The following is a 25,784-nucleotide window of genomic DNA, read 5'->3' as shown; positions in this document are numbered from 1 at the left end:
AGATGGGCACTGGAGAACAGCTCCTCCCCGGCATGGGGAGGGGGACCGCTCGCGAAGCGAGTGGTGGAGGGGGCCCAGCCACGAGCGGTGACCGAGGTGGAGGGCCCCCTCCACCATTCGTCTGCGACGAATGGTTCCCCTCCCCGTGTCGGGGAGGAGCTTCTGGTCACATCCCACCGCGTCGGCAGCCGCATCCTGATCGCTGCGGCTTCACCCGAAACTCGGACAGTAGGCATCGCTCCCGGTATGGCGCTCACCACCGCGCGAGCGCTCAATCCCGGACTGGTCGTGCGCGATGCCGATCCTGAAGGCGACCGCGCCGACATGCTCCGTCTCGCCACCCTGCTCGCTCGGCGCTGGTCGCCGACCGTTTGGCTCGACGGCGACGACGGGCTGCTGATCGACATGACCGGCGTCGCGCACCTTCATGGCGGCGAGCAGAACATGGCGCGGCAGCTGATCCGGCTGCTCGCGCATTTCAGCTTCACCGCGCGGATCGCAATCGCCGACACGCCGGGCGCGGCACATGCGCTCGCCCGCCACGGGCCGCGGATTTGTCTATGCCCGCCGGGCGAGCAGGCGACGATGCTGGCGCCGCTGCCGCCGCGCGCGCTGCGACTCGACGAAGCTCAGCTCGATCTGCTGCGTACCCTCGGCATCGACACAATCGGCCAGCTCGTCACCATGCCGCGCGCGCCGCTCGCCCGGCGGCTAGGGGACGCGCTGGTCGCACGGCTGGATCAGGCGCTGGGCCGTATCGCCGAGCCAGTCGATCCCATCGTCCCGCGCGAGACGATCGCCGTCGTCCAGCGCTTCGCCGAGCCGATCGCCACAGCCGAGGCGATCGAGCATTGGCTCGGTGTGCTGGTCCCCTGCCTCGCCCAGGCGCTCACCGCCGAGGGGCTCGGCGCGCGCCGCATCGAGCTGATCGCCGAGCGGGTCGACCATGTGCCGCAACGCATCCGCATCGGCCTCGCTCGGCCGAGCCGCGATGGCGCACACATCCTCAAACTGCTCGTCCGCCGGATCGAGAGCGTCGAGCCCGGCTATGGCATCGACGCGATGACGCTCGTCGTCCGTGCGACCGACCCGCTGGAACCCCAATCCTTCGCCGAACGGCTCGACGAAGAGACCGCCCCCGATCTCGCCCCGCTGATCGACACGCTGACGACACGCGGCGCCCGCATCTGGCGCACCGAGCCGATCGAGAGCGACGTTCCCGAGCGCAGCGTCGCGGTCGCTCCGCCGCTCGATCCGCCGGGCCGGACGGGCACCGAGCCGCCAATCGACGACGTCGCGCGATTGAAGCGGCTAGGGCCGCTCGATCCCTGGACGCCGCTGTGGCCACGGCCGGCGCGGCTGCTGGCGCGGCCCGAGGAGGTCGACAACGTCCTGTACGAGCTGCCCGACCATCCGCCGCGGCGCTTCACCTGGCGCGGCGTCACCCATCGCGTGATCCGCGCCGACGGCCCCGAGCGCATCCAGGGCGAATGGTGGCGCCGCCCGTCCGAGCGGCATTCGGTGCGCGACTATTTCCGGGTCGAGGACGAAACCGGCGCGCGCTTCTGGCTCTATCGGCGCGGCGACGGTGAGCGAACTGCCAGCGGCGATCTCCGCTGGTTCATGCACGGCGTGTTCGGATGACCTATTCCGAGCTTCAGGTGACCACCCATTTCTCGTTCCTACGCGGGGTGTCGTCGGCGGAGGAGCTGTTCTCGACGGCCGCGCTGATGGGGATGCCGGCGCTCGGCATCTGCGACCGCAACTCGGTGGGCGGGATCGTGCGCGGACTGGTCGCGGCGGAGGCGATCACCAAGCAGGGCTGCCCGATCCGCATGGTCGCCGGCTGCCGTCTCGACCTCGTCGACGGCGCCTCGATATTGGTGTGGCCGGAAGATCGGGCGGCCTGGTCGCGGCTGACCCGGCTCCTCTCCAAGGGCAAGCTGCGCGCCGATCCCAAGCGCGGTGAGAAAGGGAAATGTTTCCTTCATTGGGAGGACGTCACCGAGGCGAGCGAAGGGCTGGTCGGCGCGCTGGTGCCGGGGATGGCGGACGAGGGCGATCCCCTGTCGCTGCGCTGGATGGCGGACGTGTTCGGGACACGCGGGCATGTCGCACTGACCCCGCACCGCCGACCGGGCGAGGCCCTGCGTCTCCACAATCTCGCCGAGGCTGCGCGCCGCCATGGCCTGACGCCGCTCGCAACCGGCGACGTGCTCTACCACACGCCCGACAAGCGGATGCTGCAGGACGTGGTCACCGCGATCCGCGAGAAATGCACGATCGACGAGCTCGGCTTCCGCCGCGAGCGCAGCGCCGACCGCCATCTCAAGACGCCCGAGGACATGGCCCGCCGCTTCGCCCGCTTCCCCGAGGCGCTCGACGCGGTCGAGGCGATCGTCGAGCGCTGCACCTTCAATCCTCGCGATCTCGATTATCAGTATCCCGACGAGATCGTGATGACCGGCCGCACGCCGCAGGAGGCGCTGGAGCGGCTGGCCCACAACGCGCTCGACCGGACGTTCGGCGGCAAGGTGCCGCCCGACTATCGCGCGCTGCTCGACCGCGAACTCTCCCTGGTCCGGCAGATGGGCTATGCGCCCTATTTCCTGACGGTGAACTCGATCGTCAGCTACGCGCGGAGCGAGGGTATCCTCTGCCAGGGCCGCGGATCGGCCGCCAATTCGATGATCTGCTACGTGCTCGGCATCACCTCGATCGACCCGATCGAGCGCGGCCTCCTGTTCGAGCGCTTCATCTCCGAGGAGCGTCACGAGCCGCCCGACATCGACGTCGATTTCGAGCACGAGCGGCGCGAGGAGGTGATCCAATGGATTTACGAGACCTACGGCCACAACCATGCCGCGCTGACCGCGGTGGTCAGCCGTTTCCGCTCGCGCGGCGCGATCCGCGAGGTCGGCAAGGCGCTGGGCCTGTCGGAGGACCTGACCGGCGCGCTGGCGGGGCAGGTCTGGGGCGTCTCAGGCGACGGCATCGAGGAGAAGCACAGCCGGGCGCTCGGCGTCGACACCGGTCATCCGCGGGTCGCGCTGGCGATCGAGCTCGCCAACGAACTGGTCGGCATGCCGCGGCACTTGTCGCAGCATCCGGGCGGCTTCGTGCTCACGCGTGACCGGCTCGACACGCTGATCCCGATCGAACCCGCCGCCATGCCCGACCGCTGGGTGGTCGAGTGGGAGAAGCTCGACATCGAGGAGCTGGGCTTCATGAAGGTCGACGTGCTGGGGCTCGGCATGCTCGGCTGCATGCGCCGCGCGTTCGAACTGATGGCCGAGCACAAGGGGCGCCCGATGACGCTGGACAGCCCCGAATTCCAGGACGACGACCAGGCGACCTTCGCCATGATCCGCAAGGCCGACACGCTCGGCGTCTTCCAGATCGAGAGCCGTGCGCAGATGTCGATGCTGCCCCGGATGAAGCCCGAGGAGTTCTACGACCTGGTCATCCAGGTCGCGATCGTGCGGCCCGGACCGATCCAGGGCGACATGGTGAACCCCTATCTCAAGCGCCGGCAGAATCCCCATCTGGTCGAATATCCGTCCGAAAAGCTGGAGGCCGTGCTCAAGAAGACGCTGGGCGTGCCGCTGTTCCAGGAACAGGCGATGCAGGTCGCCATCGTCGGCGCCGACTTCACCGGCGGCGAGGCGGACAGGCTGCGCAAGGCGATGGCGACGTTCAAGGCGACCGGCAACGTCGGCGAGTTCCGGCCCAAGCTGATCGAGGGCATGCTGAGGAACGGCATCAGCCTCGACTTCGCGGAGCGGATGGTCAAGCAGATCGAGGGCTTCGCCAACTACGGCTTCCCCGAGAGCCACGCCGCCAGCTTCGCCAAGATCGCCTATGCCTCGTCATGGATGAAGGCGCATCATCCCGACGTGTTCTGCGCGGCGCTGCTCAACGCGCAGCCGATGGGGTTCTACGCCCCCGCGCAGATCGTCCGCGATGCGCGCGAGCATGGGGTCGAGTTCCTGCCGCCGTGCGTCAACGCGAGCGCATGGGACACGTGCTTGGCGCCCGCGGCGCGGGCTACGGGACGCGAGAGGCATCCGGGCTTCTACGGCACCGACGAGGAATGGGCGGCGCTTGCGCCGCTTCGGCTCGGCCTCAGGATCGTGAGCGGGGTCGGCAAGGAGGATGTCGAGGAGAGACTCCTGAAAGCGCGTGCCGCCGGCCCCTTCACCTCGGTCGAGGACGTGTGGCGACGCTCCGGGGTCAGGCCCGCGGTGCTCGAGCGGCTGGCGCGGGCGGATGCCTTCCGCTGCTTCGGACATGACCGGCGGCAGGCCCTTTGGGCGGTGCGCGCGCTCGGCGAGAAGCCGATGCCGCTAGGGCTCGCCGATCGGCGCGAACCCAGCGTTGCGCTGACGCCGCTGACCGCAGGGCGCGAGGTGGTGGAGGATTATCGCGCCATCCAGCTTTCGCTGCGCGCGCATCCGGTGTCCTTCCTGCGCGGCCGGCTCGATCTGCTGGGCGTGACGCCTGCCGCGGGGCTCAAGCAGGTACGGTCCGGCCGTAAGGTGGAAGTTGCGGGCGTGATCTTGGTGCGCCAGCGCCCGGCCACCGCCACCGGCGTGCTGTTTCTCACGCTGGAGGACGAGACCGGCATTGCCAACGCGATCGTGTGGCGCGACCGGTTCGAGGCGCAGCGCCGCACGATCATGACCGCGACGATGATCGGCGTACAGGGCGAGGTGCAGCGCGAGGGCGAGGTGATCCACATCATCGTCGACCGCATCGTCGACTATTCGGACATGCTGCGCGAGGTCGGCGCGATCGACCTGCCGCGCCTTGCCGCTCCCGGTGACGGCGCGGCCAGCGATGGTCCGCCCCGGCACCCGCAGCCCCCCCGTCCTGGCAATCATTGGCGCAGCCGGCGGGACGAAGATTCGATTCCGATCCGCAGCCATGACTTCCACTGATGGAGGATTCGAACAAGCGGCAGGCGAGCTGAACCGGCCATTCGGCGCATCACCTCAGGAAGACCTTAATGCTTTCAGGGGCATATGGCCTTCCCGCCGATATCGGCTAAAGGCCGCCGCGATGAGCAGCAGCCCGATGGCCGAATCGAAGATCGACGCGTCGAACCTTTCACCGGCGCCCATACCGATCCTCTCGGTGATCGTGCCGACGTTCAACGAGCGCGACAACGTCAGCCGGCTCTATGACGCGCTGCAGGCGGCGCTCGCCGGCATTCCATTCGAGGTGGTGTTCGTCGATGACGACTCGACCGACGGCACCCGCGAGGCGATCGCGGAGATGGCGGCGCGCGACGGGCGTGTGCGGATGCTCCACCGCATAGGCCGGCGCGGGCTCGCTACCGCGGTGACGGAGGGGATGCTCAGCACCTCCACCCCCTATGTCGCCGTGATCGACGCCGATCTCCAGCACGACGAGCGCATCCTGCCTCAGATGCTCGACCTGCTGCAAAACGGCGCCGCCGACGTGGCGATCGGCTCGCGCTACGCCGCCGGAGGGAGCATCGGAGGCTGGGACGCGCAGCGGGCGCGGGTGAGCGCGGTGGCGACGCGCCTCGCGCGGCTAGTCACCGGCGCCGACATCTCCGATCCAATGAGCGGCTTCTTCGCGATCACGCGGTCCGCGTTCGACTCCGCCGTCCGCGAACTCTCCGGCCAGGGCTACAAGATCCTGCTCGACATCTGCGCCTCGGCCGAGCGGCCGCTGCGCACGGTCGAGGTCCCCTATTGCTTCCGTCCGCGCGAGGCCGGCGAGAGCAAGCTCGATGCGCTGATCACCTGGGAATATCTGCTGCTGCTCGTCGACAAGCTGATCGGCCATGTCGTGCCGGCGCGCTTCCTGTCGTTCATGTTCATCGGCGGCCTTGGCGTGTTCGTCCACATGGGCGCACTCACGATCATGATGGAGGCGCATTATCCGCCGTTCCTGTGGGCGCAGTCGATTGCGACGGTACTGGCGATGATCTTCAACTTCTTCGTCAACAACACCCTCACCTACCGCGACCGTCGCCTCAAGGGCGCCCGGCAGATCGTGCGCGGCCTGCTCACCTTCGTCGCCGCCTGCTCGATCGGCGCGATCGCCAACGTCGGCATCGCCAATTATCTGTTCGCCGATTACGACTATGGCTGGTGGGCGGCGGGGCTCGCCGGCATCCTGGTCGGCGCGGTGTGGAACTATGCCGCGACCTCGGTCTTCACCTGGCGGTCGAGATAGACTTCGGCGGAGACCGATCGAAGGGGGGATGCCGATGCCGACCGACCGCCGGACCGTCCTTGCCGCTGCGGGCGCGCTCGCTGCCGGCGCCGGACCGCTGCTGGCCCGCTCGCGAATAGAGCCGGCACGCCCGAAGCCGACCAAGCCGGCGGCGAACGGCGTCCGCCTCGACCCGCGCGACTTCGGCGCAAGAGGCGATGGCATCGCCAGGGATACCGCCGCCGTCCAGCAGGCGCTCGACCGCGCGGCCGTGCTCGGCGGCGGCGAGGTGGTGCTGGCGGGCGGCACCTTCCTGACCGGCGCGATCCGGATCGGATCCGACACCACGCTCAGGATCGAAGAGGGCGCGACGCTGCAGGGCTCACCCGACGTCCGCGACTATCCGGTGACGCAGGTCCGCTGGGAGGGCCGCTGGATTCCCGGTCATATCGGCCTCGTCTGGGCGCAGGACGCGCGCAACGTCGCGCTGGTCGGCAAGGGCCGCATCGTCGGATCGCCGGCGATCCGCGGCCGCGTCGCCACCTCCGGTCTCCGCCACCCCGCGCTACTCGAGTTCGTCGGCGTGCAGGGGCTCAACGTCACCGACCTCGACACGCAGCAGAACGACATGTGGTCGATCCACCCGGTCTATTGCGAGGACGCACTATTCCGCGGCCTGACGGTGAAGGGCAATGCCGACGGCATCGACGTCGACAGCTGCCGCCGCGTCGCGATCGAGCATTGCGACTTCGACACGGTCGACGACTGCATCTCGCTCAAGTCCGGGCGCGGGATGGAAGGCAGCATGATCGGCCGCCCGACCGAGGACGTGACGATCGCCGACTGCACCTTCCGCGACCATCGCTGGGCCTGCATCGGCATTGGCAGCGAGACTTCGGGCGGCATCCGCCGCGTCCTAGTCGAGCGCTGCAAATGCCTGCTCGCCTACACCTTCGCCATCTACCTCAAGAGCCGCCCGGGACGCGGTGCCTTCATCGAGGACATCACGATGCGCGACCTCGAGGTGTCGGGCGCGGGCAACGGCTTCCTGCGCCTCAACTTCCTCGACAGCGGCAAGCAGGACCAATTCCCCGTGCCCGGCATGGACGGCGTGCCGCGGCTCGCCAATTTCACCTTCGAGCGCATCCGGGTGAAGGACGTGCCGGTCCTGGTCGAGGCGGTGAACATCCACCCCGACAAATCGCTCGACGGCTTCACGCTGCGCGACGTCACCGGCACCTGCGGCAAAGGCATCGCGCTCGCCAACATGCGGGGCGTGCGGATCGAGCATGTCGAGGTGAGCGGGTTCGCCGGCCCGAAACTCGCCGCGGCCAACGTCGCCGGCCGCGGCCTCGACGACGCTGCGCCGCTGGTCCCGCCGGAGCGCCCGGCGCCGGTGCTCGCAGCCGAGCCGCCCTATCGGCTGGGCATGGACTCGGGCCGGCCGAACTGATCGCTACTCTGCAAACATTGCCGCTGCGCCGCCGAAAGCGTATGATCGCCGGGCGGGGGCTCGAAGGAGCGCGTCATGGCAATCGCTCAGGTCGAAGGCATCGATCGTCCTGCCCAGGCCCTTGAGGTCCGCACCATCACCACGTCTGATCTCAGAGCTGCCCTCCGCGAGGGCTGGGGTGATTTCATGGACCGGCGCGGCGATCTGATCTTCGTCGGTATCATCTATCCGATGGTCGGCTTCATTGCGGCGATCGTGGCGCTGCGCGGGTCGCTGATCCCGCTGTTCTTTCCGCTCGCGGCCGGCATCTCCCTGCTGGGGCCCGCCGCCGCCATAGGATTCTACGAGCTGGCGCGGCGCCGCGAGCAAGGGCTCGCGGCCGACTGGTCGCACTTCCTCGACGTGACGAAGCGGCCCGCCTTCGATTCGATCGCCGTCGTGACCGGTGTCCTGCTGGCGATCTTCGGCGCGTGGGTGACGGCTGCCGCCACGCTCTACTTCGCGCTGATGGGACCCGCTCCGGAGAGCGTGGGCGCGTTCGTATCCCGCCTGTTCACCACCCCGGAGGGCTGGGCGCTGATCATAGCAGGCAATCTCCTCGGTGCTGCCTTCGCGGCCGCGGTGCTGGCAGTGAGCGTCGTGTCCATGCCGATGCTGGTCGACAAGGACGTCGACGCGCGGACGGCGGTCGACACTTCGCTCAGCGCCGTTTCCGCCAACCGGGGCGTCATGCTCCGCTGGGGCCTGATCGTCGCCGCCTTGCTAATCGTCGGTACGATTCCTTTCTTCGTCGGGCTGGCGGTGGTCCTGCCGGTGCTCGGCTACGCGACCTGGCACCTCTATACGAAGCTGGTCGTGCGCTGATCGGGATCAGTCGGGCTGGGCTGCCTGCGGAGGCCCCAACCGCAGCACGATCACGCCGAGCAGCGCCGACAGCAGCGACCCGACCAGCACGCCGACCTTCACCTGGTCCTGCAGCAGCGGGTCCGCGAAAGCGAGACCGCCGATGAACAGGCTCATGGTGAAGCCGATCCCGGCGACCAGCGCCATGCCGTAGAGGTGCCGCCAGCCGCAGCCGCGCGGCCGCGGCGCGATCTTGAGCTTCACCGCCAGCGCGATGCCGCCGAGGATGCCGGCCTGCTTGCCGACGAACAGCCCGAGCAGGATCGCGAGCACCAGCGGCTCGCCGAGCGTGGCGAGAGACATGCCGGACAGCGATACCCCCGCATTGGCGAAGCCGAACAGCGGCACGATCAGATAGGCGACCCAAGGGTGCAGCGCATGCTCCAGCCGGTGGAGCGGCGAATGCGTATCGTCGGGCGCGGCGGGCGACTTGGTGATTGGGATGGTCAGCGCGGCCACCACTCCGGCGATCGTCGCATGCACGCCGGAGATCAGCGTCGCCAGCCATAGCGCGAGGAAGCTGATCAAATAGGGCCACAGCGCCTTCACGCCGCCCCGGTTCATCGCCCACATCGCCAGCGCGATTCCCGCTGCTGCGGCGAGCGCGGGCAGGTTCAGCCCTTCGGTATAGCCGACCGCGATGATCGCCACCGCGCCCATGTCGTCGACGATGGCGAGCGCGGTCAGCAGCAGCTTGAGTGACGCCGGCACGCGATCGCCGAGCAGCGCCAGCACGCCGATCGCGAAGGCGATGTCGGTCGCCGCCGGGATCGCCCAGCCGCGATGCAGCTCGGGATGGCCGCCCGCGACCGCGAAATAGACCGCCATCGGCACCAGCATCCCCGCCGCCGCCGCGATCAGCGGCAGCCGCCGCCGCTCGGCGCTGGACAGGCCGCCGTCGACCACCTCGCGCTTGATCTCCAGCCCGACCAGCAGGAAGAACACCGCCATCAATGCGTCGTTGATCCACAGGTGCACGCTCATCGGCCCGAGCTTGGGCGACAGCACCGGCCCGGTCTCGAAATGCAGCGCCTCGAAATAGCCGTGCGCGAGCGGCGAGTTGGCGACGATCATCGCCAGCGCCGCCGCGCCCATCAGCAGGATGCCGCCCGCCGCTTCGGTCGCGAGGAAGTCGCGCGTCAGCGAAACCACGCGAACGGCAGGCCGGATCGCCTTCGGGGTCGTGCGCTCATCCATGGTGCCGTCCTAACCGACTGGTCCCGTGCGGCAAAGCCGAACCGGTTGTGGGGCGCGCTCAAAACCGCATAAGCTCGGGCGATGGATCGCCCTTCCCCCGTCGCCGTGTTCGCGCGCTGGTGGCGCGCCAACGTCATCGCCGAGGTCGAGCATCGCGAGGTGCTGGAGAGTATCCATGAGGATGCCGGCTGGAACGGCCGCTACGTCTTCATGATCCTGATGTCGGCCGGCATCGCCATGCTCGGCCTGCTGCTGTCGTCGCCGGCGGTGGTGATCGGGGCGATGCTGATCTCACCGCTGATGGGGCCGATCATCGGCCTGGGCTTCGCGCTGGCGACGCTCGACCTCCATTATATCCGCCGCTCGGCTGGCGCATTGGCGGCGGGAGCGGTGTGCGCCGTCCTGTTCTGCGCGCTGATCGTGCTCTTGTCGCCGCTCCAGAACGTGACCAGCGAGATCGCGGCGCGCACCCGGCCCAACCTCTTCGACCTGCTCGTCGCGCTGTTCTCCGCGCTGGCCGGCGCCTATGCGACGATCCGCAGCCGTGCCGGCACCATCGTCGGCGTCGCCATCGCCACTGCGCTGATGCCGCCGCTCGCCACCGTCGGCTTCGGGCTCGCCACCGCCAACGGGACGGTGTTCTTCGGCGCGCTGCTCCTCTTCATCACCAATTTCGTGACGATCGCGCTGTCGGGCGCGGTGATGGCGCGCCTCTACGGCTTCGGCCCGCGCCTGACGCCCGAGCAGACCCTGTGGCAGAGCGCGTTCATCGTCGCGACCTTCGTCGCGCTGGCGGTCCCGCTCGGGCTCACCCTGCGCCAGATCGCCTGGGAAGGCCTCGCCGGCCGTCAGGCGCGCGCCGCGGTCGCCAGCGCCTTTCCCGACAAGGCGCGGATCAGCCAGATCGACGTCGATTTCGGCGCGCAGCCGCTCGCGGTCCGCGCCAGCGTGCTGACGCCCAGCTATCGCGACGACGCCGAAAGCGCCGCCGCCGCTGAGTTCGCGCGCCTCGTCGGCCGCCCCGCGGCGATGACCATCGACCAGTATCGCGTCGGCGTCGGCCAGGCCGAGGCGGCGGCGATCCAGCAGGCCGGCGCGACCGCCCCTGCGGCCGCCGATCCGCTGGCCAATCGCCTCGCCGAGGGGCTGGCGCTCGCCGCCGGGGTGAACCGCGGTCAGGTGCTGATCGATTCGGGCAAGCGCCAGGCGTTCGTCCGCGCCGATCCGCTGCCCGGGGCGGGGCTCGCCGCCTATCACGCGCTCGAGGTGCGGCTCGCACAGGGAGCCGACGGCTGGTCCGTCCATCTCGTGCCGCCGCCGGCCACGCCCGGCATCGTGCCCTTCGACGGCGACGTCCCCAGCGCGATCGGCAGGGCGGCGATCGGCGATGCCGCCTGGGCCGCCGCGCGGCGCGGCGAGGCGATGCGGGTCAGCGGCCCCGCCGAAGAGGTCGAGACGGTGGCGCGCGCGCTGGCCGAGGCGGGCGTCGAGGCGATCCGCGATCCCGGCGGCGAGGCGCCGGTGCGGCTCGCCTGGGCGGTGCCGGTCAGCGAGCCAGCGCCTCCGCGATGAGCCTGCGGCTGTTGGCGATGCCGTAGAGCCGGATGAAGCTCCCCATCCGCGGCCCCTGGCTCGATCCCAGCAGCGTCTCGTAGAGCGCCTTGAACCAGTCGCGCAGCTCGGCGAAACCGCCCAGTTCTCCAAACTGCGCCTTGCCGATCTCGTAGACGATGTTCTGGATGTCCTCGGCGCTGGCGTCCTCGGGCAGCGCGGCGAGCTCGGCATCGAGCCGCTCCAGCGCCGCGACCTCCACCCCCTCGGGCGCGCGGCGCTTCAGCGTCGGCGCCACGAAATCGCGCGCATAGGCCAGCGCATAGCCGATCAGCCGGTCGAGCTCGGGCTGGTTCTCGGGCGTGGCGTCGGGGACGTAGTTGCGGAGGTATCCCCACACCTGCTCCTTGGTCGCCTCGCCCATCACTCCGACCAGGTTGAGCAGCAGCCCGAAGGTGACCGGCAGCGTCCCCTCCGGCAGCTTGCCGTCGTGGATGTGGTGGACGGGATTGCCAAGCCGTTCCTTGATCGGCTGGCCGGGATAGTTGGCGCGGAACTGCCAGTAATCGTCGACCGCGCGCGGGACCACGCCGAAATGCAGCGACTTGGCCTTCTTGGGCTCGCGGTAGATGTAGAAGGCGAGGCTCTCGTCGGGGCCATAGGTCAGCCACTGCTCGATCGACAGGCCGTTGCCCTTGGACTTGGAGATCTTCTCGCCCTTCTCGTCGAGGAACATCTCGTAGTTGAAGCCCTCGGGCGGCCGTCCGCCGAGCGCGCGGGCGATCTTGCCCGACTGGATCACCGAATCGATCAGGTCCTTGCCCGCCATCTCATAGTCGACGCCGAGCGCCACCCAGCGCATCGCCCAGTCGACCTTCCACTGGAGCTTGGACAGGCCGCCGAGCGCGGACTGGACGATCCGCTCGCCCTCGTCCTCGAAGGCGATGGTGCCGGCGTCGGCATCGACCACCTCGACCGGCACCTGCAGCACCACGCCCGACCTGGGGCTGACCGGCAGCACCGGCGAATAGGTGGCGCGGCGCTCGGCGCGCAGCGTCGGCAGCATGATGTCGAGGATCGCCTGCCAGCTCCTGAGCACGTTGCGAATCGCCTCGTCGAAGCGTCCCGAGCCGTAATAGTCGGTGGACGACGCGAACTCATAGTCGAAGCCGTAGCGGTCGAGGAATTCGCGCAGCATCGCATTGTTGTGATGCGCGAAGCTCTCGTACTTGCCGAACGGATCGGGGATACGCGTCAGCGGCTTGCCGAGATTGGCGGCCAACATCTCCTTGTTGGGGACGTTGTCCGGCACCTTGCGCAGGCCGTCCATGTCGTCGCTGAACGCGATCAGCCGCGTCGGCCGGTCGCTGAGCGCATGGAAGGCGTTGCGCACCATCGTCGTGCGCAGCACCTCGTTGAAGGTGCCGATGTGCGGCAGGCCCGAGGGGCCGTAGCCGGTCTCGAACAGGATCGCCTCTCCGCCCGGCTTCCCCTCCGGCCAGCGCTTGAGCAGCTTGCGCGCTTCCTCATAGGGCCAGGCTTTGGACTCGAGGGCGGCGGTTCGGAGTTCGGGTGAAACGGTCATGACCGCGTGCGTCTAGCGAAGCGCGCCCGCAATCGCCAGCACCAGCACCGAACCGAAGGCCGTAGGTCTCAACGGGCTTCGAGCACCATGTTGAAGGGCCCCTCGGTCGCCCGCCTCACCTGTGTGAAGCCGCCGTCCCGGATCACGGCGCCGAGCCGTCGCTCGCCCGCCTGTGCGCCGAGCCCTTCGCCCACTTCCTGATCGAGCGACGTGGGGATGCAGATCATGGTCGAGGCGTTGTAGTAGAGCCGCCCGACCGGGTTCATGTTGTCGGCAGGTGTGTCGCCCGCGATCGGCTCGACGATCATCCAGCTGCCGCCCTCGGCAAGAATCCGGCGCATATGAGCCGCGCAGCCACGCGGATCGCCCATGTCATGCAGGCAATCGTACATGGTGACGAGATCGAAACCCTCCTCGGCGATTTCCTTCGCCTGGGCGACCTCGAAGCGGACGCGGTCGGACAGGCCGTGATGGTCCGCGTGACGGCGCGCCTCCTCGATCGAGGGTTCATGGAAATCGAAGCCGACGAAGCTGCTCTCGGGATAGGCCTCTGCCATCAGCAATGTCGAGAAGCCGACTCCGCATCCGATATCCGCCACGCGCGCGCCTTCGCGCAGCCTGGCTTCGACGCCGTCCAGCGCCGGAATCCAGTTCTGGACGATGTTGTTGACGTAGCCGGGCCGGAAGAAGGCGCCGGTCGCGCAGAACAGGCAGCCGGCATGATCGCCCCAGCGCACGCCGGTGCCGCGGCGGAAGCAATCCTCGACCCGCGGCTCGGCCTCGATCATCGCCGCGACCAGCTCGAACGCGCCGGGCAGGTAGACCGGACTGTCGGCGAGGGTGAACACCATCGCCTGCTCCGGCGACAGGCTGAAGCGGTCGGCGGACGCGTCATAGTCGATGTTGCCATTGGCTGCCTGCGCCAGCGCCCATTCGCGGACGTAGCGCTCGTGCAGGCCGCCCGCGCGCGCGGCGAGCTCGCCGGCGGTGGCGGGCCCCTGCTGAAGCGCGTCGAACAATCCGAGCCGCAGGCCGATGCGGACCGTCGGCACGCTCATCGCTCCGCCGAGATCGCCCAGCATCTTGCCGACGAAGGCATGAAGCTTCGTTTCATCGATCGCGCTGGCCATCGTGCATGCCTTTCGGGTCATTGGATTCGGAAGGGCGGCTGCGGACCGGATGATAGCCGTTCTGTCCCCAATCGCGGAACGAAATGGAGAAGCTCAGCCATAAGGGTAGGTTGAGCTGTTCCTCAATCGTTCCGACCAGTCTAAGCAGAGGTGATGCTGCCCCATCCCGCCCTTCACGCCAGCCATGGCGGCATCTGGATCGCCGATGACGACGACCTGTGGGGCGGCGCGCGTGCGATCAGCCGCGGCGAGGCGATCCGGATCGCCGCTGATACCCCCGTCATCCTGCTCAACGCGCCGCTGGTCGGGCAGCGGCTGGGACATCCCGAGCTCAATGGGCTCGATCTCCTGGAGCTGTTCGCCTTCGTTCGGCCGGCCGTGTTCGCCGTGCCGACGCCCAAGGGGCTGGCACAGGCGCTCGGCATCGAGCCGCCGGCGAGCGATGCCGACGTCGCTCCGTTCCTCCGCCGTGCCGCCGGGGCGCTGCTGGAGCTGCTCGAAACCGACTGGCCCGAACGCGAGGGCGCCTGGACCGCCGCGCAGAACCTTCAGCGCCTGCGCTGGCCGTGGGCGCCGGCGGTGGCCGCGCGCCTCGCCAGGCCCGACAAGGCCGAACGCTGGCTGTTCTCGAAGCTCCCCGAATGGAGCGAGGCCGCACCCCGCCCCGCCCCGCGCACGGTGATGATTGGCGACGGCCAGGTCTCCGCGCGCCTCAACGCCCTTACCGGCGCCGGGGCCGAGCGGCGCGAGGGTCAGCATGCCTTCGCCGACGCCGCGACCAAAGCATTCGCACCGCGGATGATGCGCGATTCGCCCAATCTCGTGCTGGCCGAGGCAGGGACCGGGATCGGCAAGACGCTCGGCTATCTCGCCCCCACCTCGCTGTGGGCGGAGGCGGCGGGCGGCGCGGTGTGGGTGTCGACCTTCACCAAGGCGCTGCAGCGCCAATTGGCGCACGAGACCGTGCGGCTTTATCCCGATCCGGCCGAGCGCAACCTGCGCGTCGTCACGCGCAAGGGGCGCGAGAATTACCTGTGCCTGCTCAACCTCGAGGATGCGCTGCAGGGCGGCTTCGCAGGCCGCGCCGCGATCCTGGCGCAACTCGTCGCGCGCTGGGCGGCCTATAGCGCCGACGGCGACATGGTCGGCGGCGATCTGCCCGGCTGGCTGCCGACTCTGTTCCGCCGCAACGGATCGACCGCGCTCACCGACCGGCGCGGCGAGTGCATCTACGCCGGCTGCCCGCACTACCGGAAATGCTTCATCGAGCGCGCGACCCGCGCCAGCGCCGAGGCGAGCATCGTCATCGCCAATCATGCGCTGGTGATGGTCAACGCCGCCCGCGGCCGCGAGACCGCGAGCCGGCCGACCCGCTACGTCTTCGACGAAGGCCATCACTTGTTCGACGCCGCCGATTCGATGTTCGCCGCGGCGCTGACCGGCGGCGAGGCAATCGAGCTGCGCCGTTGGGTCACCGGCCCGGAGGGCACTGCGCGCGGCCGCCGGCGCGGGCTGGCGGCGCGGCTCAGCGACGTCGCCAGCTATGACGAGGAGGGCGGCCGCGCGATCCAGGACGCGGTCGAGGCGGCGCGGGCGTTGCCGTCCGACGGCTGGCTAGGCCGGCTGGCGGAGGGGGCGCCGTTCGGCCCGGTCGAGGCGCTGCTCGCCGCGGTGCGCGGCCTCGTCTACGCTCGCGCCGCCAAGGAGGAGGACGCCGGCTACGGCCTCGAGACCGAGCTTGCTGAGCCCGACGCCGCGCTGGTTGAGGCGGCAGGGCCGGCCGGTGCCGCGCTCGACGCGCTGGTGCGCCCGCTGGTCGCGCTCGGACGGCGGCTGGAAGCGGTGCTGGCGGACGATCCCGACTGGATGGACGGCCCCGCGCGCGCGCGGATTGAGGGGGCGATCGCCTCGCTCGGCTGGCGCACCGAGACGGTCGGCGCCTGGCTGTCGCTGATCGCCCGGATCGGCGGGCCGGCCGATCCCGACTTCGTCGACTGGCTCGCGGTCGACCGCAGCGAGGGGCGCGAATGGGACGTCGGCCTCCACCGCCATTGGCTCGACCCCAGCCGGCCCTTCGCGAGGACGGTGCTGGAGCCGGCACACGGCGCGCTGGTCACCTCGGCGACGCTCAAGGCCGGCGGTGACTGGGATGTCGCCGATGCGCGGAGTGGTGCAATCCACCTCCCTCAGCCGGCGACGCATTTCGAGGTGCCGAGCCCGTTCGACTATGCCGCCCATGCTGAAGTGCTGGTGGTGACCGACGTCAAGCGCGGCGACCTGGCCGCGCTCGCCAATGCCTATGCCCGGCTGATTGTCGCGGCGGGCGGCGGCACGCTCGGCCTGTTCACCGCGATCCGCCGGCTCCGTGGCGTGCACGCTCGCATCGCCGACCGGCTCGCGCGCGAGGGGCTGCCGCTGCTCGCCCAGCACGTCGACCCGATCGATACCGGCACCCTGGTGGATATCTTCCGCGACGATCCGCGCACCTCGCTGCTCGGCACCGACGCGCTGAGGGACGGAGTCGATGTGCCCGGTCATTCGCTCAGGCTGGTGGTGATGGAGGGCGTGCCCTGGCCCAAGCCGACCGTGCTTCACGCCGCGCGCCGCATGGCGGGCGGGGGCAGCGCCTATGACGATCGCATCGTCCGTGCCCGGCTGGCGCAGGCGTTCGGCCGCCTCATCCGCCGCGCCGACGATCAGGGGCGGTTCGTGCTGCTCTCCGCCGCCGTGCCGTCGCGGCTGCTCACCGCCTTCCCGCCCGGCACGCCCGTGCGGCGCGTCACGCTTGACGAGGCGGTCGAGCGCTGCCGTCTTCCATCCGTCACGGACCTTCGGCAGAAGCAGCCCTCGTGAAGACGCTGACCCTGCTCCGCCACGCCAAGTCCAGCTGGGACGATCCCGTCGCCCGCGATTTCGACCGGCCGCTCAACGCCAAGGGCCATCGGGCCGCGGTGGCGATCGGCCACAGCCTGAGATCGCTGGGGTTGGCGTTCGACCAGGTCGTCGCCTCGCCGGCGGTGCGCGTGACTGAGACGCTGGAGGGGGTCGAGGAGGGCTATGGCCGCGATCTCGTGCCGACGTGGGACCGGCGGCTCTATCTCGCCTCCCCCGCGACGTTGCTCGACGTGATCCACGAGCTGTCCGACGCCGCCGGCCGGGTGATGCTGGTCGGGCACAATCCGGGCCTGGAGGAGCTGGCGTTGCTGCTCGTCCCGGACAGCGCGGGCGACGCGCTGCGCAGCGAGGTCGAGGCGAAGTTCCCCACCGGCAGCGTTGCCGTGCTCACCTTCGAGATCGATCGCTGGGCTGATGCGCGTCCGGGCGAGGCGACACTGACCCGCTTCGTGCGTCCCCGCGACCTCGATCCGAGCCTCGGGCCCGGGAGGGACTAATCGAACAGGCTGGAAACCGAGCTCTCGTCGGCGATGCGCTTGATCGCCTCGGCGATCAGCGGGGCGATGGTGAGGTGGCGGACCTTCTTGGCGGCGGCGATGATCTCATGGTTGCCGATCGTGTCGGTGATCACCAGCTCCTGGAGCGCCGATCCCTCGACGCGCGCCACCGCGCCGCCCGAGAGCACGCCGTGCGTCACATAGGCGACCACCCCCTCGGCCCCCGCCTCCTTGAGCGCCGCGGCGGCGTTGCAGAGCGTGCCGGCCGAATCGACGATGTCGTCGATCAGGATGCAGAAGCGCCCCTCGACCTCGCCGATGATGTTCATCACCTCCGATTCGCCGGCACGCTCGCGGCGCTTGTCGACGATCGCGAGCGGGGCGTTGTCGAGCCGCTTGGAGAGGGCACGCGCGCGCACCACGCCGCCAACGTCGGGCGACACCACCATCCAGTTCTTGTCCGGGAAGCGGCTGCGGATGTCGGCCGACATCACCGGCGCGGCGAAGAGGTTGTCGGTCGGGATGTCGAAGAAGCCCTGGATCTGCCCGGCATGGAGGTCGACCGACAGCACGCGGTTGGCCCCCGCGGTGGTGATCAGGTTGGCGACCAGCTTCGCCGAGATCGGCGTGCGCGGGCCGGGCTTCCGATCCTGCCGGGCATAGCCGAAATAGGGGAGCACCGCCGTGATCCGCCGCGCCGACGCGCGCCTGAGCGCATCGATGCAGATCAGCAGCTCCATCAGATTGTCGTTCGCGGGATAGGAGGTCGACTGCAGCACGAACACGTCCTCGCCGCGGACGTTCTCGTGGATCTCGACGAACACCTCCTCGTCGGCGAAGCGGCGCACGCTCGCCTTGGTCAGCGGACTCTCGCAATAATCGGCGATCGCCTGCGCCAGCGGCAGGTTCGAATTGCCCGTCAGAAGTTTCATGGTGAGGGCCTCCCGTCGCCTCGCTTCTACGCTATGAGACGCGCCTTAGGGGGTGGAACGGGGTCAGGGCAAGGCGATGGTGATCCCGCACCGCCCGTCGCCGTTGAGCTTGCCGGCCCGGCGGTCTAGGCCGCGCCGATGATCGTCACCCGTTTCGCGCCGAGCCCGACCGGCAGGTTGCACGTCGGCAACATCCGTACTGCGCTCCACAATTGGCTGTGGGCGAAGAAGCAGGGCGGGCGCTTCCTGCTGCGTATCGACGATACCGATCGCGAGCGTTCCGAGGAGCGGTTCGTCGAAGCGATCCGGGCAGACCTCGCCTGGCTCGGGCTGATGCCCGACGGCGAGGAGCGGCAGTCGGCGCGGTTCGACCGCTATGAGACGCGCTTCGAGGAGCTGAAGGCGGCGGGACGGGTCTATCCGGCCTATGAGACAAGCCAGGAGCTTGATCTCAAGCGCAAGATCCTGCTCGGGCGCGGCCTGCCGCCGATCTACGATCGCGCCGCGCTCCGCCTCACAGAGGCCGAGAAGGCGGCGTTCGAGGACGAGGGGCGAGCGCCGCACTGGCGCTTCCGGCTCGGCGGCGACCTGCTCGAGTGGGACGATCTCATCCGCGGTCCCCAGCATTTCGCGGCGGAGGCGATGAGTGATCCCGTCGTCCGCCGCGCCGACGGCTCGTGGCTCTACCTGCTCCCCTCGGTGATCGACGACATCGACATGGGTGTGACTCAGGTCGTGCGCGGCGAAGACCATGTCTCCAATACCGCGCTCCAGATCGACATGTTCCACGCGCTCGGCGCCGCGCCACCCGCCTTTGCCCACGAGGCGCTGCTCACCGGCAGCGAAGGCAAGCTCTCCAAACGGCTCGGCTCGCTCGGCGTCGATCACTTCCGCGAGGCGGGGATCGAGCCGGAGGCGGTGATCGCGCTGCTCGCACGCATCGGCACCAGCCAGCCGGTCGAGCCGCTGATCGACCGCACGCCGCTGATCGCCGGCTTCGACTTCAGCCATTTCGGCCGCGCGCCGGCGCGATTCGACGAAGCGGAGCTCGCCGGGATCAATGCCAAGATCGTCCATCAGCTTCCCCACGCGGCGGTGCGTGACCGTCTGCCCGTCGGCATGGGCGAGGCGGCATGGGAGGCGATCCGCCCCAATCTCGAGCGCGTCGCCGATGCCGCCGACTGGTGGGCGGTGATCGAAGGTCCGATCGCCGCTTCCGGCGATCCCGAGGACAGCACCTATCTCATCGAAGCGGCGACGGTCGCCGCGCAGATCGACTGGTCCGCCGATCCCTGGCACGCGCTCACCGCCGCGCTCAAGGACCGCACCGGCCGCAAGGGCAAGCCGCTGTTCCTCCCGCTCCGCCGTGCCCTCACCGGCCGCGACCACGGCCCCGACATGGCGGCGCTGCTCCCGCTGATCGGCCGCGACCGCGCGGTCGAACGGCTACGGAGCGCCAGCTAGGGCCCGCCACCGTTCTTCTCCCGCCTGAAATCGCTTTGTGACGATTGTGTAATGTTGTATCATCCCTCAACCGGATCGCCCGGCGTGAAGGAGAGGACAATGTACGCAGACCGTGCGAATCGTACGAAGATGAGCCCCGCGGGGCTGACGATGGCGGTGGGAATCAACGCAGCGCTGCTCGCGGCGCTGATCTGGTCCGCGCCCGAGCTGCCGAAGGTCATCAACTGGGACCCGATCGAGGCGATCAACATCCCGATTCCGCCGCCTCCGCCGCCGATCCCTAAAGTCGAGCCGACGAAGACGGTCGAGGCACCGCGCCCGATCGATCCCTATGTTCCGCCAAAAAGGGTCGACGTGCCCACGAAGCCGACCGATCGGGTCGACACCACGGACGTGATCCTGCCCCCCGATACTGGAACTCCGCCGGGAACCGGGACCGGCACTGGCGGCGGCGTCACCGTGGATCCGCCCAAGCCGCTGCCGGTGGTGACCGTGCCGGAGATCGATTCGCGCTACGCCGACGATCTCCAGCCTGACTATCCGGCCGACATGCGCCGTGCCGGACTGGAGGGCCAGGTGGTCGTGAAGGTGCTGGTCGGCACCAACGGCCGGGTGAAGGCGATCGAACTGGTGAGCAGTCCGCACGACAGCTTCTTCCAGGCGACCAGGCGCCAGGCGCTGTCCCGTTGGCGGTTCAAGCCGGCGACTCGTGACGGCATACCGTTCGAGAGCTGGCGGACGATGCGGCTCGGCTTCCACCTGACCGACGCCTGACCGCGACATGGCGCCGGGGGTGGTGGCGAGCCTCCCCGGCGCCTATGTTATGCGGCGCAATGCGTTATTTCGCCCGCTTCTCGCCTTTTCGAGCGATCCAGGATCTGCGTATCTTCCTGTCGCAGCGCCAGCCCTATGAGCTGGTGTTCCTGTTCCTGTCGATCGTGGTGACGACGCTGCTGATCGCCGGCTTCGTCCACGATTCACACGAGGAGCGCGTCTACAAGCGCGAGATCACCTATTTCCAGAGCTGGCCGCTCACCCGCACCGACGAGGAGATCCGCGCCCAGCAGAAGATCGACCTGCCCAAGGAGCTGGCGCGCAAGGCCGAGGCGGAGCGCAGGGCCAAGGAACGGCAGGAACAGTTCAAGAGATACGACGACGCGCTCAAGAAATGGGGCCTGTGAGCGATCCGCGCTGGATGGGCGCGGCGTTGGCGCTGGCCGAACGAGGGCGCGGGCGGACGGCACCCAATCCCAACGTCGGCTGCGTGATCGTGAAGGACGGGCGCGTGGTCGGACGCGGTTGGACCCAGCCCGGCGGCCGCCCTCATGCCGAGGCGATGGCGCTGGCCGAGGCCGGTGAGGCGGCGCGCGGGGCGACGGCCTATGTGACGCTGGAGCCGTGCGCCCATGTCTCGCCGCGCGGACCGGCCTGCTCGACGCTGCTGGCCGAGGCGGGCATCGCACGAGTCGTGGCGGCGCTCGAGGATCCCGATCCACGCACCGGCGGTGCCGGGATCGAGCGGCTGCGGGCAGCCGGCGTCGCCGTCGAGACGGGAATTGGCGCGGCGGAAGCGCGGCGGTCGATGGCCGGCTTCCTCACCCGCCGCGCGCTCGGCCGGCCGCATGTCACGCTCAAGCTCGCGACCTCGCTCGACGGCTGCATCGCGCTTGCCAATGGTGCGAGCCGCTGGATCACCGGCCCTGCCGCGCGGGCGCACGCGCATCTCGAACGCGCACGGCACGAGGCGATCCTGGTCGGGCGCGGGACGTTTGATGCGGACAAGCCGATCCTCGACGTGCGCCTGCCTGGCTTGAGCAAAAGCCGCGCACCTCGCCGCTTCGTTCTGACGAATCGTCCCCTCCCACCATTTGCCAATTCTCATGAGGCGGAGAATTGGCACACGCTGGAGAATCCGGCCGATATCGCCGATTGGCTGGGAATCGACCATCTGCTGGTGGAGGGGGGTGCAGAGACCGCCGCCTCCTTCCTCCGTGCGGAGCTGGTCGATCGGCTACTCCTCTACCGCGCTCCGATCCTGATCGGCGGCCGTCAGGCGCTCGGCGACCTGGGCCTGACAGACCTGGAGGCGGCGCACGGCCGCTGGCGGCGCGTGGACCGGCGTCAGCTTGGCACCGACACCCTGGAGGTCTACGAGCGCGACTGATGTTTACGGGAATCGTCACCGATATCGGCACCATCCGTTCGGTCGAGCAGCAGGGCGACCTGCGCGCGATCGTGGAGACGGGCTACGACACCGCCACCATCGACCTGGGCGCGTCGATCTCCTGTTCGGGCGTATGCCTGACGGTGGTCGACAAGGGACCGGGCTGGTTCGCGGTCGACGTGTCCGGCGAGACGGTGAGCCGCACCGCCCAGGGCCAGTGGACCGCGGGCCGGCGCCTCAACCTCGAGCGTGCGCTGCGGCTCGGCGACGAATTGGGCGGCCATATCGTCACCGGCCATGTCGACGGTATCGGCGAAGTGGCGAGCGTGCGCGAGGAAGGCGGGTCGCACCGCGTCGTCATCGCCGCGCCGCGCGAGCTCGCCCCGTTCGTCGCGCCCAAGGGCTCGATCACCGTCGACGGCGTGTCGCTGACCGTCAACGAGGTGACGGATACGGCGCACGGCGTCGCGTTCGGCCTCAACATCATCCCGCACACCGCCGAGGTCACCACCTTCGGCGCGATCGAGCCCGGCCAGCCGGTCAACCTCGAAATCGACGTGCTGGCCCGCTATCTCCAGCGGATGGAGCAAGCCAGAAAGTCCCTGACCGATGCCGAAGCCTGAGCTGGCCCGCCTGCGCCACGCCTTCCTCTCCTCGCCGGAGGAGATCATCGACGAGGCGCGCAACGGCCGCATGTTCATCCTCGTCGACGACGAGGACCGCGAGAACGAGGGCGACCTCGTCATCCCCGCGCAGATGGCGACGCCCGACGCGATCAACTTCATGGCGAAGTACGGCCGCGGCCTGATCTGCCTGGCGATGACCAAGGCGCGGGTCGACCAGCTCGGCCTCGACCTGATGAGCCGCAACAACGGCACGCGGCACGAGACCGCCTTCACCGTCTCGATCGAAGCGCGCGACGGCGTCACCACCGGCATCTCCGCCGCCGACCGCGCGCGCACCGTCGCGGTCGCGATCGACGCGTCGAAGGGGCGCGAGGAGATCGTCACCCCCGGCCACGTCTTCCCGCTGGTCGCGCGCGAGGGCGGGGTGCTGGTCCGTGCCGGTCATACCGAGGCGGCGGTCGACGTCGCGCGGCTCGCCGGGCTCAATCCCTCGGGCGTGATCTGCGAGATCATGAACGAGGACGGGACGATGGCGCGGCTCGACGACCTCGTCGCCTTCGCCCAGCACCACAATCTCAAGATCGGCACGATCCGCGACCTCATCGCCTACCGCCGCCGCCACGACCATCTCGTCGAGAAGCGCGCCGAGGTGCGTTTCACCAGCCAATGGGGCGGCGAGTGGACCGCGATCACCTTCTGGAACAAGGCGACCGGAACCGAGCAGGTCGCGCTGATCAAGGGCAGGGTCGATCCCGCCAAGCCGACGCTGGTGCGCATGCACGTGCTCTCGCCCTTCTCCGACATCTTCGGCGAAGGCGGCGAGCGCGGCGGGATGCTGCGCCGCTCGATGGAGATGATCGGCGCGGAAGGCGCCGGCGTGGTGGTGGTGCTCAATCCGACCCGCGCCGACAGCTTCACTATGGCGCTGCAGGCGCGCGCCGGCACGCTTGCCGAGAAGGACATGGAGGAGCTGCGCGACTATGGCGTCGGCGCGACCATTCTGACCGAGCTCGGCGTGCACGACATGATCCTGCTCACCAACACCCACCACACGCTGGTGGGGCTCGACGGCTACGGCCTGTCGATCGTCGGGGAGCGGGCGGTGGACTGCTGCGGCCCGGCCTGACGCTCCCGCCGCGATGCCAGGCGGATCCACGGCGGCGCGTGGATCACGCTCATCAGCACCCACATCGCGGTCATCCCGCCGAGCGGCGAAGCGCCTGCCGCCGAGCAGAGCATGTCGGCGGCGCTGCCCTGGACGGCGCTGTGCAGCGCCATCGCCGCACAGGCCGGCATCGCGGCGAGGCCGAGCCAGCGCGCGCCGTTCACGTCTTCGCCTTCGCCTCGGGATCGCGGAACGCGGCCTCGCCCGCGTCCGAGATCTCGACCCATTTGGGGTCGGGCCTGGCCTCGGCGTCGTAATTGTCGTGCCAGTTCCACCATTTGTACGGCGGGTCCTGCGGATAGCCTTCGGGCGAATCCTCCCAGCTCTCCTGCCGGCCGAGCGGCGTCACATCGAGGTAGCTCCACACCGTCCCGAACGCCTCGTCGCCGCGGTTGTCGGTGAAATAGGTGCGATAGATGCGCTCGCCGTCGCGGATGAAGACATTGTGCCCGTGCCATTCGTCCACGCCGAAATCGGCGTCGAAGCTGTCGGTGATCGTGTACCACGGCATCGCCCAGCCCATCCGCGCCTTCAGCCGCGCGATGTCGGGCTGCGGCGCGCGCGAGGCGTAGGCGAGCGTGGTGTCGCGGGCATTGAGGTGCGCGAGGTGCGACACCTGGTCGGCGCCGAGCGAGCAGCCGCGGCAGGCATGGTCGGGCCAGCCGAACACGCCGGGCTCGAAGAAGGCGCGGTAGAGGATCAGCTGCCGCCGGCCCTCGAACAGGTCGAGCAGGCTCATCCGGCCGTCCGGCCCCTCGAACGCATAATCCTTCTCGACCGCCATCCACGGCATCCGCCGCCGCTCGGCGGCGAGCGCGTCGCGCGCCCGCGTATGGGCCTTTTCCTTGACGAGCATCGCCTCGCGCGCCGCGCGCCATTCTTCGGGCGACACGATCGGCGGATGGGTCTTCGGCAGTTCCTGCTGCATGGCCTTCACTCCTGCTGGGCCTAGGTCGTGTTGACATTCAGGCGTTTCGGTGACGGCCGCGGTAAAACCGCGGTAAACCATCGTCATGCCGGGCTTGACCCGGCATCCAGAGCCACAAGCGGTGTCCCCCATGGCCCTGGATGCCGGGTCAAGCCCGGCATGACGGCTGTTTGGAGCCCGCGCGACGGTCTCGACGCTGAATGTCAACGCGACCCAGGCCCGTCATCGCGCTGCGCTCTGCTCGCCCGACAGTTCGCCGATCCGATGGACGACCTGCGTCCAGCCGCCGCTCATGTTGCGATAGGCCGTCTCGTTGCGCGGCAGGACGAAGCCCGAATGGACGACGCGCAGCCGGGTTCCGCCCTCGACGGGCTCAAGCGTCAGGGTGACGACGGTATCGAGCAGCGAGCCATAGCCCTGGTTCTCCGCATGTCCGCCCTTCCACGAATAGGCGAGGCGCCGGTTGGGGATCACCTCCACCACCTCGCACCGGATCGTCCCGTCCCATTTGCCGCCGGGCGAGGTCTGATAGGTGAAGCGGTTGCCGACCACCGGCTCGAAGCCGGCGGGCGTCATGTTGAGCCAGCGCGCGATCAGCTCCGGCCGCGTCAACGTCGCCCAGATCACCTCGGGCGCGTGCGGGAACACCTCGTCGACCGCGATCTGCTCCGAGTGCGTTGCCAGGTCTCCGACGGTCATGGATCGATCTCCTTCAACAACGTGCGCAGGTTGCCGAGCCGCTCGCGCCAGAAGGCGTCGTAATGGTTCAGCCAGTCGAACAGCGGCGCCAGCCCTTCCGGCCGCGCCCGGTAGAAGACCTGCCGGCCCTGCGGACGTTCGGCGACGAGGCCGGCCTGCTTCAGCGACTTGAGATGCTGCGAGACCGCCCCCTGGGTCACGCCGCTTGCGCGGGTCAGCTCGGCCACGTTGACCTCGTCGGAGCGGGCGATGCGCTCGAACACCGCCCGCCGCGTGGGATCGGCGAGGGCGCGCATCACGGTGTCGAGGCCGGCGACCTGCATCATGCGAATCCTATTAGCCTATGCTAATTCATTAGTCAACACTAATATTAACTCCGCCGTTGCCGAAGCCCGGGCTCTTCTTC

The 25,784-nt window shown here is 69.2% G+C and carries 22 protein-coding genes; 14 read left to right on the top strand and 8 right to left on the bottom strand.

What is annotated here, in order from left to right; translation table 11 throughout:
• The first annotated feature begins 87 nt into the window (after window positions 1–87).
• The 5 genes from AC2YHA_RS12655 (at window position 88) to AC2YHA_RS12635 (ending at window position 8,506) form a co-directional block, all read left to right on the top strand.
• The gene (locus AC2YHA_RS12655) at window positions 88–1,644 is read left to right on the top strand and encodes a DUF6504 family protein (protein ID WP_487402304.1); all 1,557 of its coding nucleotides are present in this window, start codon (window positions 88–90) and stop codon (window positions 1,642–1,644) included.
• Complete coding sequence (locus AC2YHA_RS12650; RefSeq protein ID WP_487401858.1) at window positions 1,641–4,940, top strand: error-prone DNA polymerase; 3,300 nt, start codon at window positions 1,641–1,643, stop codon at window positions 4,938–4,940. The genes AC2YHA_RS12655 and AC2YHA_RS12650 overlap by 4 nt, the downstream gene beginning before the upstream one ends.
• 121 nt (window positions 4,941–5,061) lie before the next feature.
• Window positions 5,062–6,210 (top strand): glycosyltransferase, encoded by a 1,149-nt coding sequence (locus AC2YHA_RS12645; protein WP_487401857.1) that lies wholly within the window; start codon window positions 5,062–5,064, stop codon window positions 6,208–6,210.
• Window positions 6,211–6,244: 34 nt separating this feature from the next.
• The gene (locus AC2YHA_RS12640; RefSeq protein ID WP_487401856.1) at window positions 6,245–7,642 is read left to right on the top strand and encodes a glycoside hydrolase family 28 protein; all 1,398 of its coding nucleotides are present in this window, start codon (window positions 6,245–6,247) and stop codon (window positions 7,640–7,642) included.
• Between the two features lie 75 nt (window positions 7,643–7,717).
• Entirely contained in the window at window positions 7,718–8,506 is a 789-nt protein-coding gene (locus AC2YHA_RS12635; protein ID WP_233784560.1) for a DUF2189 domain-containing protein, read from the top strand.
• Between the two features lie 6 nt (window positions 8,507–8,512).
• On the opposite strand, the gene nhaA is transcribed toward AC2YHA_RS12635, so the two are convergent.
• On the bottom strand, window positions 8,513–9,742 hold the full coding sequence (nhaA, locus tag AC2YHA_RS12630; protein ID WP_487401855.1) for a Na+/H+ antiporter NhaA: 1,230 nt from the start codon (window positions 9,740–9,742) through the stop codon (window positions 8,513–8,515).
• A gap of 81 nt (window positions 9,743–9,823) precedes the next feature.
• On the opposite strand from nhaA, the gene AC2YHA_RS12625 reads away from it, so the two are divergent.
• On the top strand, window positions 9,824–11,314 hold the full coding sequence (locus AC2YHA_RS12625) for a DUF389 domain-containing protein (RefSeq protein WP_487401854.1): 1,491 nt from the start codon (window positions 9,824–9,826) through the stop codon (window positions 11,312–11,314).
• On the opposite strand, the gene AC2YHA_RS12620 is transcribed toward AC2YHA_RS12625, so the two are convergent.
• Together AC2YHA_RS12620 and AC2YHA_RS12615 are read right to left on the bottom strand one after the other, a co-directional pair.
• Complete coding sequence (locus tag AC2YHA_RS12620) at window positions 11,289–12,878, bottom strand: lysine--tRNA ligase (protein WP_487401853.1); 1,590 nt, start codon at window positions 12,876–12,878, stop codon at window positions 11,289–11,291. The genes AC2YHA_RS12625 and AC2YHA_RS12620 overlap by 26 nt on opposite strands.
• Before the next feature lie 68 nt (window positions 12,879–12,946).
• Window positions 12,947–14,008, bottom strand: a complete 1,062-nt coding sequence (locus AC2YHA_RS12615; protein WP_487401852.1) for a class I SAM-dependent methyltransferase — start codon at window positions 14,006–14,008, stop codon at window positions 12,947–12,949.
• A 153-nt stretch (window positions 14,009–14,161) separates the two neighbouring features.
• Between AC2YHA_RS12615 and AC2YHA_RS12610 the strand changes: the two genes are divergently transcribed.
• Entirely contained in the window at window positions 14,162–16,861 is a 2,700-nt protein-coding gene (locus AC2YHA_RS12610; protein ID WP_487401851.1) for an ATP-dependent DNA helicase, read from the top strand.
• Window positions 16,858–17,400: a SixA phosphatase family protein gene (locus tag AC2YHA_RS12605; RefSeq protein WP_233784566.1), complete on the top strand. Its 543-nt coding sequence runs from the start codon at window positions 16,858–16,860 to the stop codon at window positions 17,398–17,400. The genes AC2YHA_RS12610 and AC2YHA_RS12605 overlap by 4 nt, the downstream gene beginning before the upstream one ends.
• Here the strand turns inward: AC2YHA_RS12605 and AC2YHA_RS12600 are convergent.
• Entirely contained in the window at window positions 17,397–18,332 is a 936-nt protein-coding gene (locus AC2YHA_RS12600; RefSeq protein ID WP_233784567.1) for a ribose-phosphate pyrophosphokinase, read from the bottom strand. The two genes, AC2YHA_RS12605 and AC2YHA_RS12600, sit on opposite strands and share 4 nt — an antisense overlap.
• Before the next feature lie 138 nt (window positions 18,333–18,470).
• On the opposite strand from AC2YHA_RS12600, the gene gltX reads away from it, so the two are divergent.
• The 6 genes from gltX to ribB all read left to right on the top strand — a co-directional run bounded on the left by gltX (window position 18,471) and on the right by ribB (window position 23,712).
• On the top strand, window positions 18,471–19,796 hold the full coding sequence (gene gltX / locus AC2YHA_RS12595; protein WP_487401850.1) for a glutamate--tRNA ligase: 1,326 nt from the start codon (window positions 18,471–18,473) through the stop codon (window positions 19,794–19,796).
• Between the two features lie 99 nt (window positions 19,797–19,895).
• Window positions 19,896–20,570: an energy transducer TonB gene (locus AC2YHA_RS12590; RefSeq protein ID WP_487401849.1), complete on the top strand. Its 675-nt coding sequence runs from the start codon at window positions 19,896–19,898 to the stop codon at window positions 20,568–20,570.
• A gap of 59 nt (window positions 20,571–20,629) precedes the next feature.
• Complete coding sequence (locus AC2YHA_RS12585; protein WP_487401848.1) at window positions 20,630–20,977, top strand: hypothetical protein; 348 nt, start codon at window positions 20,630–20,632, stop codon at window positions 20,975–20,977.
• Window positions 20,965–21,960: a bifunctional diaminohydroxyphosphoribosylaminopyrimidine deaminase/5-amino-6-(5-phosphoribosylamino)uracil reductase RibD gene (gene ribD / locus AC2YHA_RS12580; RefSeq protein ID WP_487401847.1), complete on the top strand. Its 996-nt coding sequence runs from the start codon at window positions 20,965–20,967 to the stop codon at window positions 21,958–21,960. The genes AC2YHA_RS12585 and ribD overlap by 13 nt, the downstream gene beginning before the upstream one ends.
• Window positions 21,960–22,583, top strand: coding sequence for a riboflavin synthase (locus tag AC2YHA_RS12575; RefSeq protein WP_487401846.1), 624 nt, complete (start codon window positions 21,960–21,962; stop codon window positions 22,581–22,583). Before ribD ends, AC2YHA_RS12575 begins: the two co-directional genes overlap by 1 nt.
• Window positions 22,570–23,712, top strand: a complete 1,143-nt coding sequence (gene ribB / locus AC2YHA_RS12570) for a 3,4-dihydroxy-2-butanone-4-phosphate synthase (protein WP_487401845.1) — start codon at window positions 22,570–22,572, stop codon at window positions 23,710–23,712. The genes AC2YHA_RS12575 and ribB overlap by 14 nt, the downstream gene beginning before the upstream one ends.
• Here the strand turns inward: ribB and AC2YHA_RS12565 are convergent.
• The 4 genes from AC2YHA_RS12565 to AC2YHA_RS12550 all read right to left on the bottom strand — a co-directional run bounded on the left by AC2YHA_RS12565 (window position 23,658) and on the right by AC2YHA_RS12550 (window position 25,704).
• Complete coding sequence (locus AC2YHA_RS12565; RefSeq protein ID WP_487401844.1) at window positions 23,658–23,915, bottom strand: hypothetical protein; 258 nt, start codon at window positions 23,913–23,915, stop codon at window positions 23,658–23,660. The genes ribB and AC2YHA_RS12565 overlap by 55 nt on opposite strands.
• Window positions 23,912–24,679, bottom strand: coding sequence for a DUF899 domain-containing protein (locus AC2YHA_RS12560; protein WP_487401843.1), 768 nt, complete (start codon window positions 24,677–24,679; stop codon window positions 23,912–23,914). The genes AC2YHA_RS12565 and AC2YHA_RS12560 overlap by 4 nt, the downstream gene beginning before the upstream one ends.
• A gap of 222 nt (window positions 24,680–24,901) precedes the next feature.
• Window positions 24,902–25,378, bottom strand: a complete 477-nt coding sequence (locus AC2YHA_RS12555) for an SRPBCC family protein (RefSeq protein ID WP_233784576.1) — start codon at window positions 25,376–25,378, stop codon at window positions 24,902–24,904.
• Window positions 25,375–25,704 carry an ArsR/SmtB family transcription factor gene (locus AC2YHA_RS12550; RefSeq protein WP_487401842.1) on the bottom strand — a complete coding sequence of 110 codons (330 nt, stop codon included), beginning with the start codon at window positions 25,702–25,704 and terminating at the stop codon, window positions 25,375–25,377. The genes AC2YHA_RS12555 and AC2YHA_RS12550 overlap by 4 nt, the downstream gene beginning before the upstream one ends.
• Between the last annotated feature and the right edge of the window lie 80 nt (window positions 25,705–25,784).

Source organism: Sphingomonas sp. SRI_018 (assembly GCF_057586275.1).
The sequence above is the reverse complement of the archived record's forward strand: the minus strand, read 5'-3'. Positions and strand labels throughout refer to the sequence as shown.

Excerpts from the sequence above, each read along its gene's own strand:
- AC2YHA_RS12650 (WP_487401858.1), top strand. The coding sequence starts at position 1,641 with ATGACCTATTCCGAGCTTCAGGTGACCACCCATTTCTCGTTCCTACGC.
- AC2YHA_RS12645 (WP_487401857.1), top strand. The coding sequence starts at position 5,062 with ATGAGCAGCAGCCCGATGGCCGAATCGAAGATCGACGCGTCGAACCTT.
- AC2YHA_RS12640 (WP_487401856.1), top strand. The coding sequence starts at position 6,245 with ATGCCGACCGACCGCCGGACCGTCCTTGCCGCTGCGGGCGCGCTCGCT.
- AC2YHA_RS12635 (WP_233784560.1), top strand. The coding sequence starts at position 7,718 with ATGGCAATCGCTCAGGTCGAAGGCATCGATCGTCCTGCCCAGGCCCTT.
- nhaA (WP_487401855.1), bottom strand. The coding sequence starts at position 9,742 with ATGGATGAGCGCACGACCCCGAAGGCGATCCGGCCTGCCGTTCGCGTG.
- AC2YHA_RS12625 (WP_487401854.1), top strand. The coding sequence starts at position 9,824 with ATGGATCGCCCTTCCCCCGTCGCCGTGTTCGCGCGCTGGTGGCGCGCC.
- AC2YHA_RS12620 (WP_487401853.1), bottom strand. The coding sequence starts at position 12,878 with ATGACCGTTTCACCCGAACTCCGAACCGCCGCCCTCGAGTCCAAAGCC.
- AC2YHA_RS12615 (WP_487401852.1), bottom strand. The coding sequence starts at position 14,008 with ATGGCCAGCGCGATCGATGAAACGAAGCTTCATGCCTTCGTCGGCAAG.
- AC2YHA_RS12610 (WP_487401851.1), top strand. The coding sequence starts at position 14,162 with ATGCTGCCCCATCCCGCCCTTCACGCCAGCCATGGCGGCATCTGGATC.
- AC2YHA_RS12600 (WP_233784567.1), bottom strand. The coding sequence starts at position 18,332 with ATGAAACTTCTGACGGGCAATTCGAACCTGCCGCTGGCGCAGGCGATC.
- gltX (WP_487401850.1), top strand. The coding sequence starts at position 18,471 with ATGATCGTCACCCGTTTCGCGCCGAGCCCGACCGGCAGGTTGCACGTC.
- AC2YHA_RS12590 (WP_487401849.1), top strand. The coding sequence starts at position 19,896 with ATGTACGCAGACCGTGCGAATCGTACGAAGATGAGCCCCGCGGGGCTG.
- AC2YHA_RS12585 (WP_487401848.1), top strand. The coding sequence starts at position 20,630 with ATGCGTTATTTCGCCCGCTTCTCGCCTTTTCGAGCGATCCAGGATCTG.
- ribD (WP_487401847.1), top strand. The coding sequence starts at position 20,965 with ATGGGGCCTGTGAGCGATCCGCGCTGGATGGGCGCGGCGTTGGCGCTG.
- AC2YHA_RS12575 (WP_487401846.1), top strand. The coding sequence starts at position 21,960 with ATGTTTACGGGAATCGTCACCGATATCGGCACCATCCGTTCGGTCGAG.
- ribB (WP_487401845.1), top strand. The coding sequence starts at position 22,570 with ATGCCGAAGCCTGAGCTGGCCCGCCTGCGCCACGCCTTCCTCTCCTCG.
- AC2YHA_RS12560 (WP_487401843.1), bottom strand. The coding sequence starts at position 24,679 with ATGCAGCAGGAACTGCCGAAGACCCATCCGCCGATCGTGTCGCCCGAA.
- AC2YHA_RS12555 (WP_233784576.1), bottom strand. The coding sequence starts at position 25,378 with ATGACCGTCGGAGACCTGGCAACGCACTCGGAGCAGATCGCGGTCGAC.
- AC2YHA_RS12550 (WP_487401842.1), bottom strand. The coding sequence starts at position 25,704 with ATGATGCAGGTCGCCGGCCTCGACACCGTGATGCGCGCCCTCGCCGAT.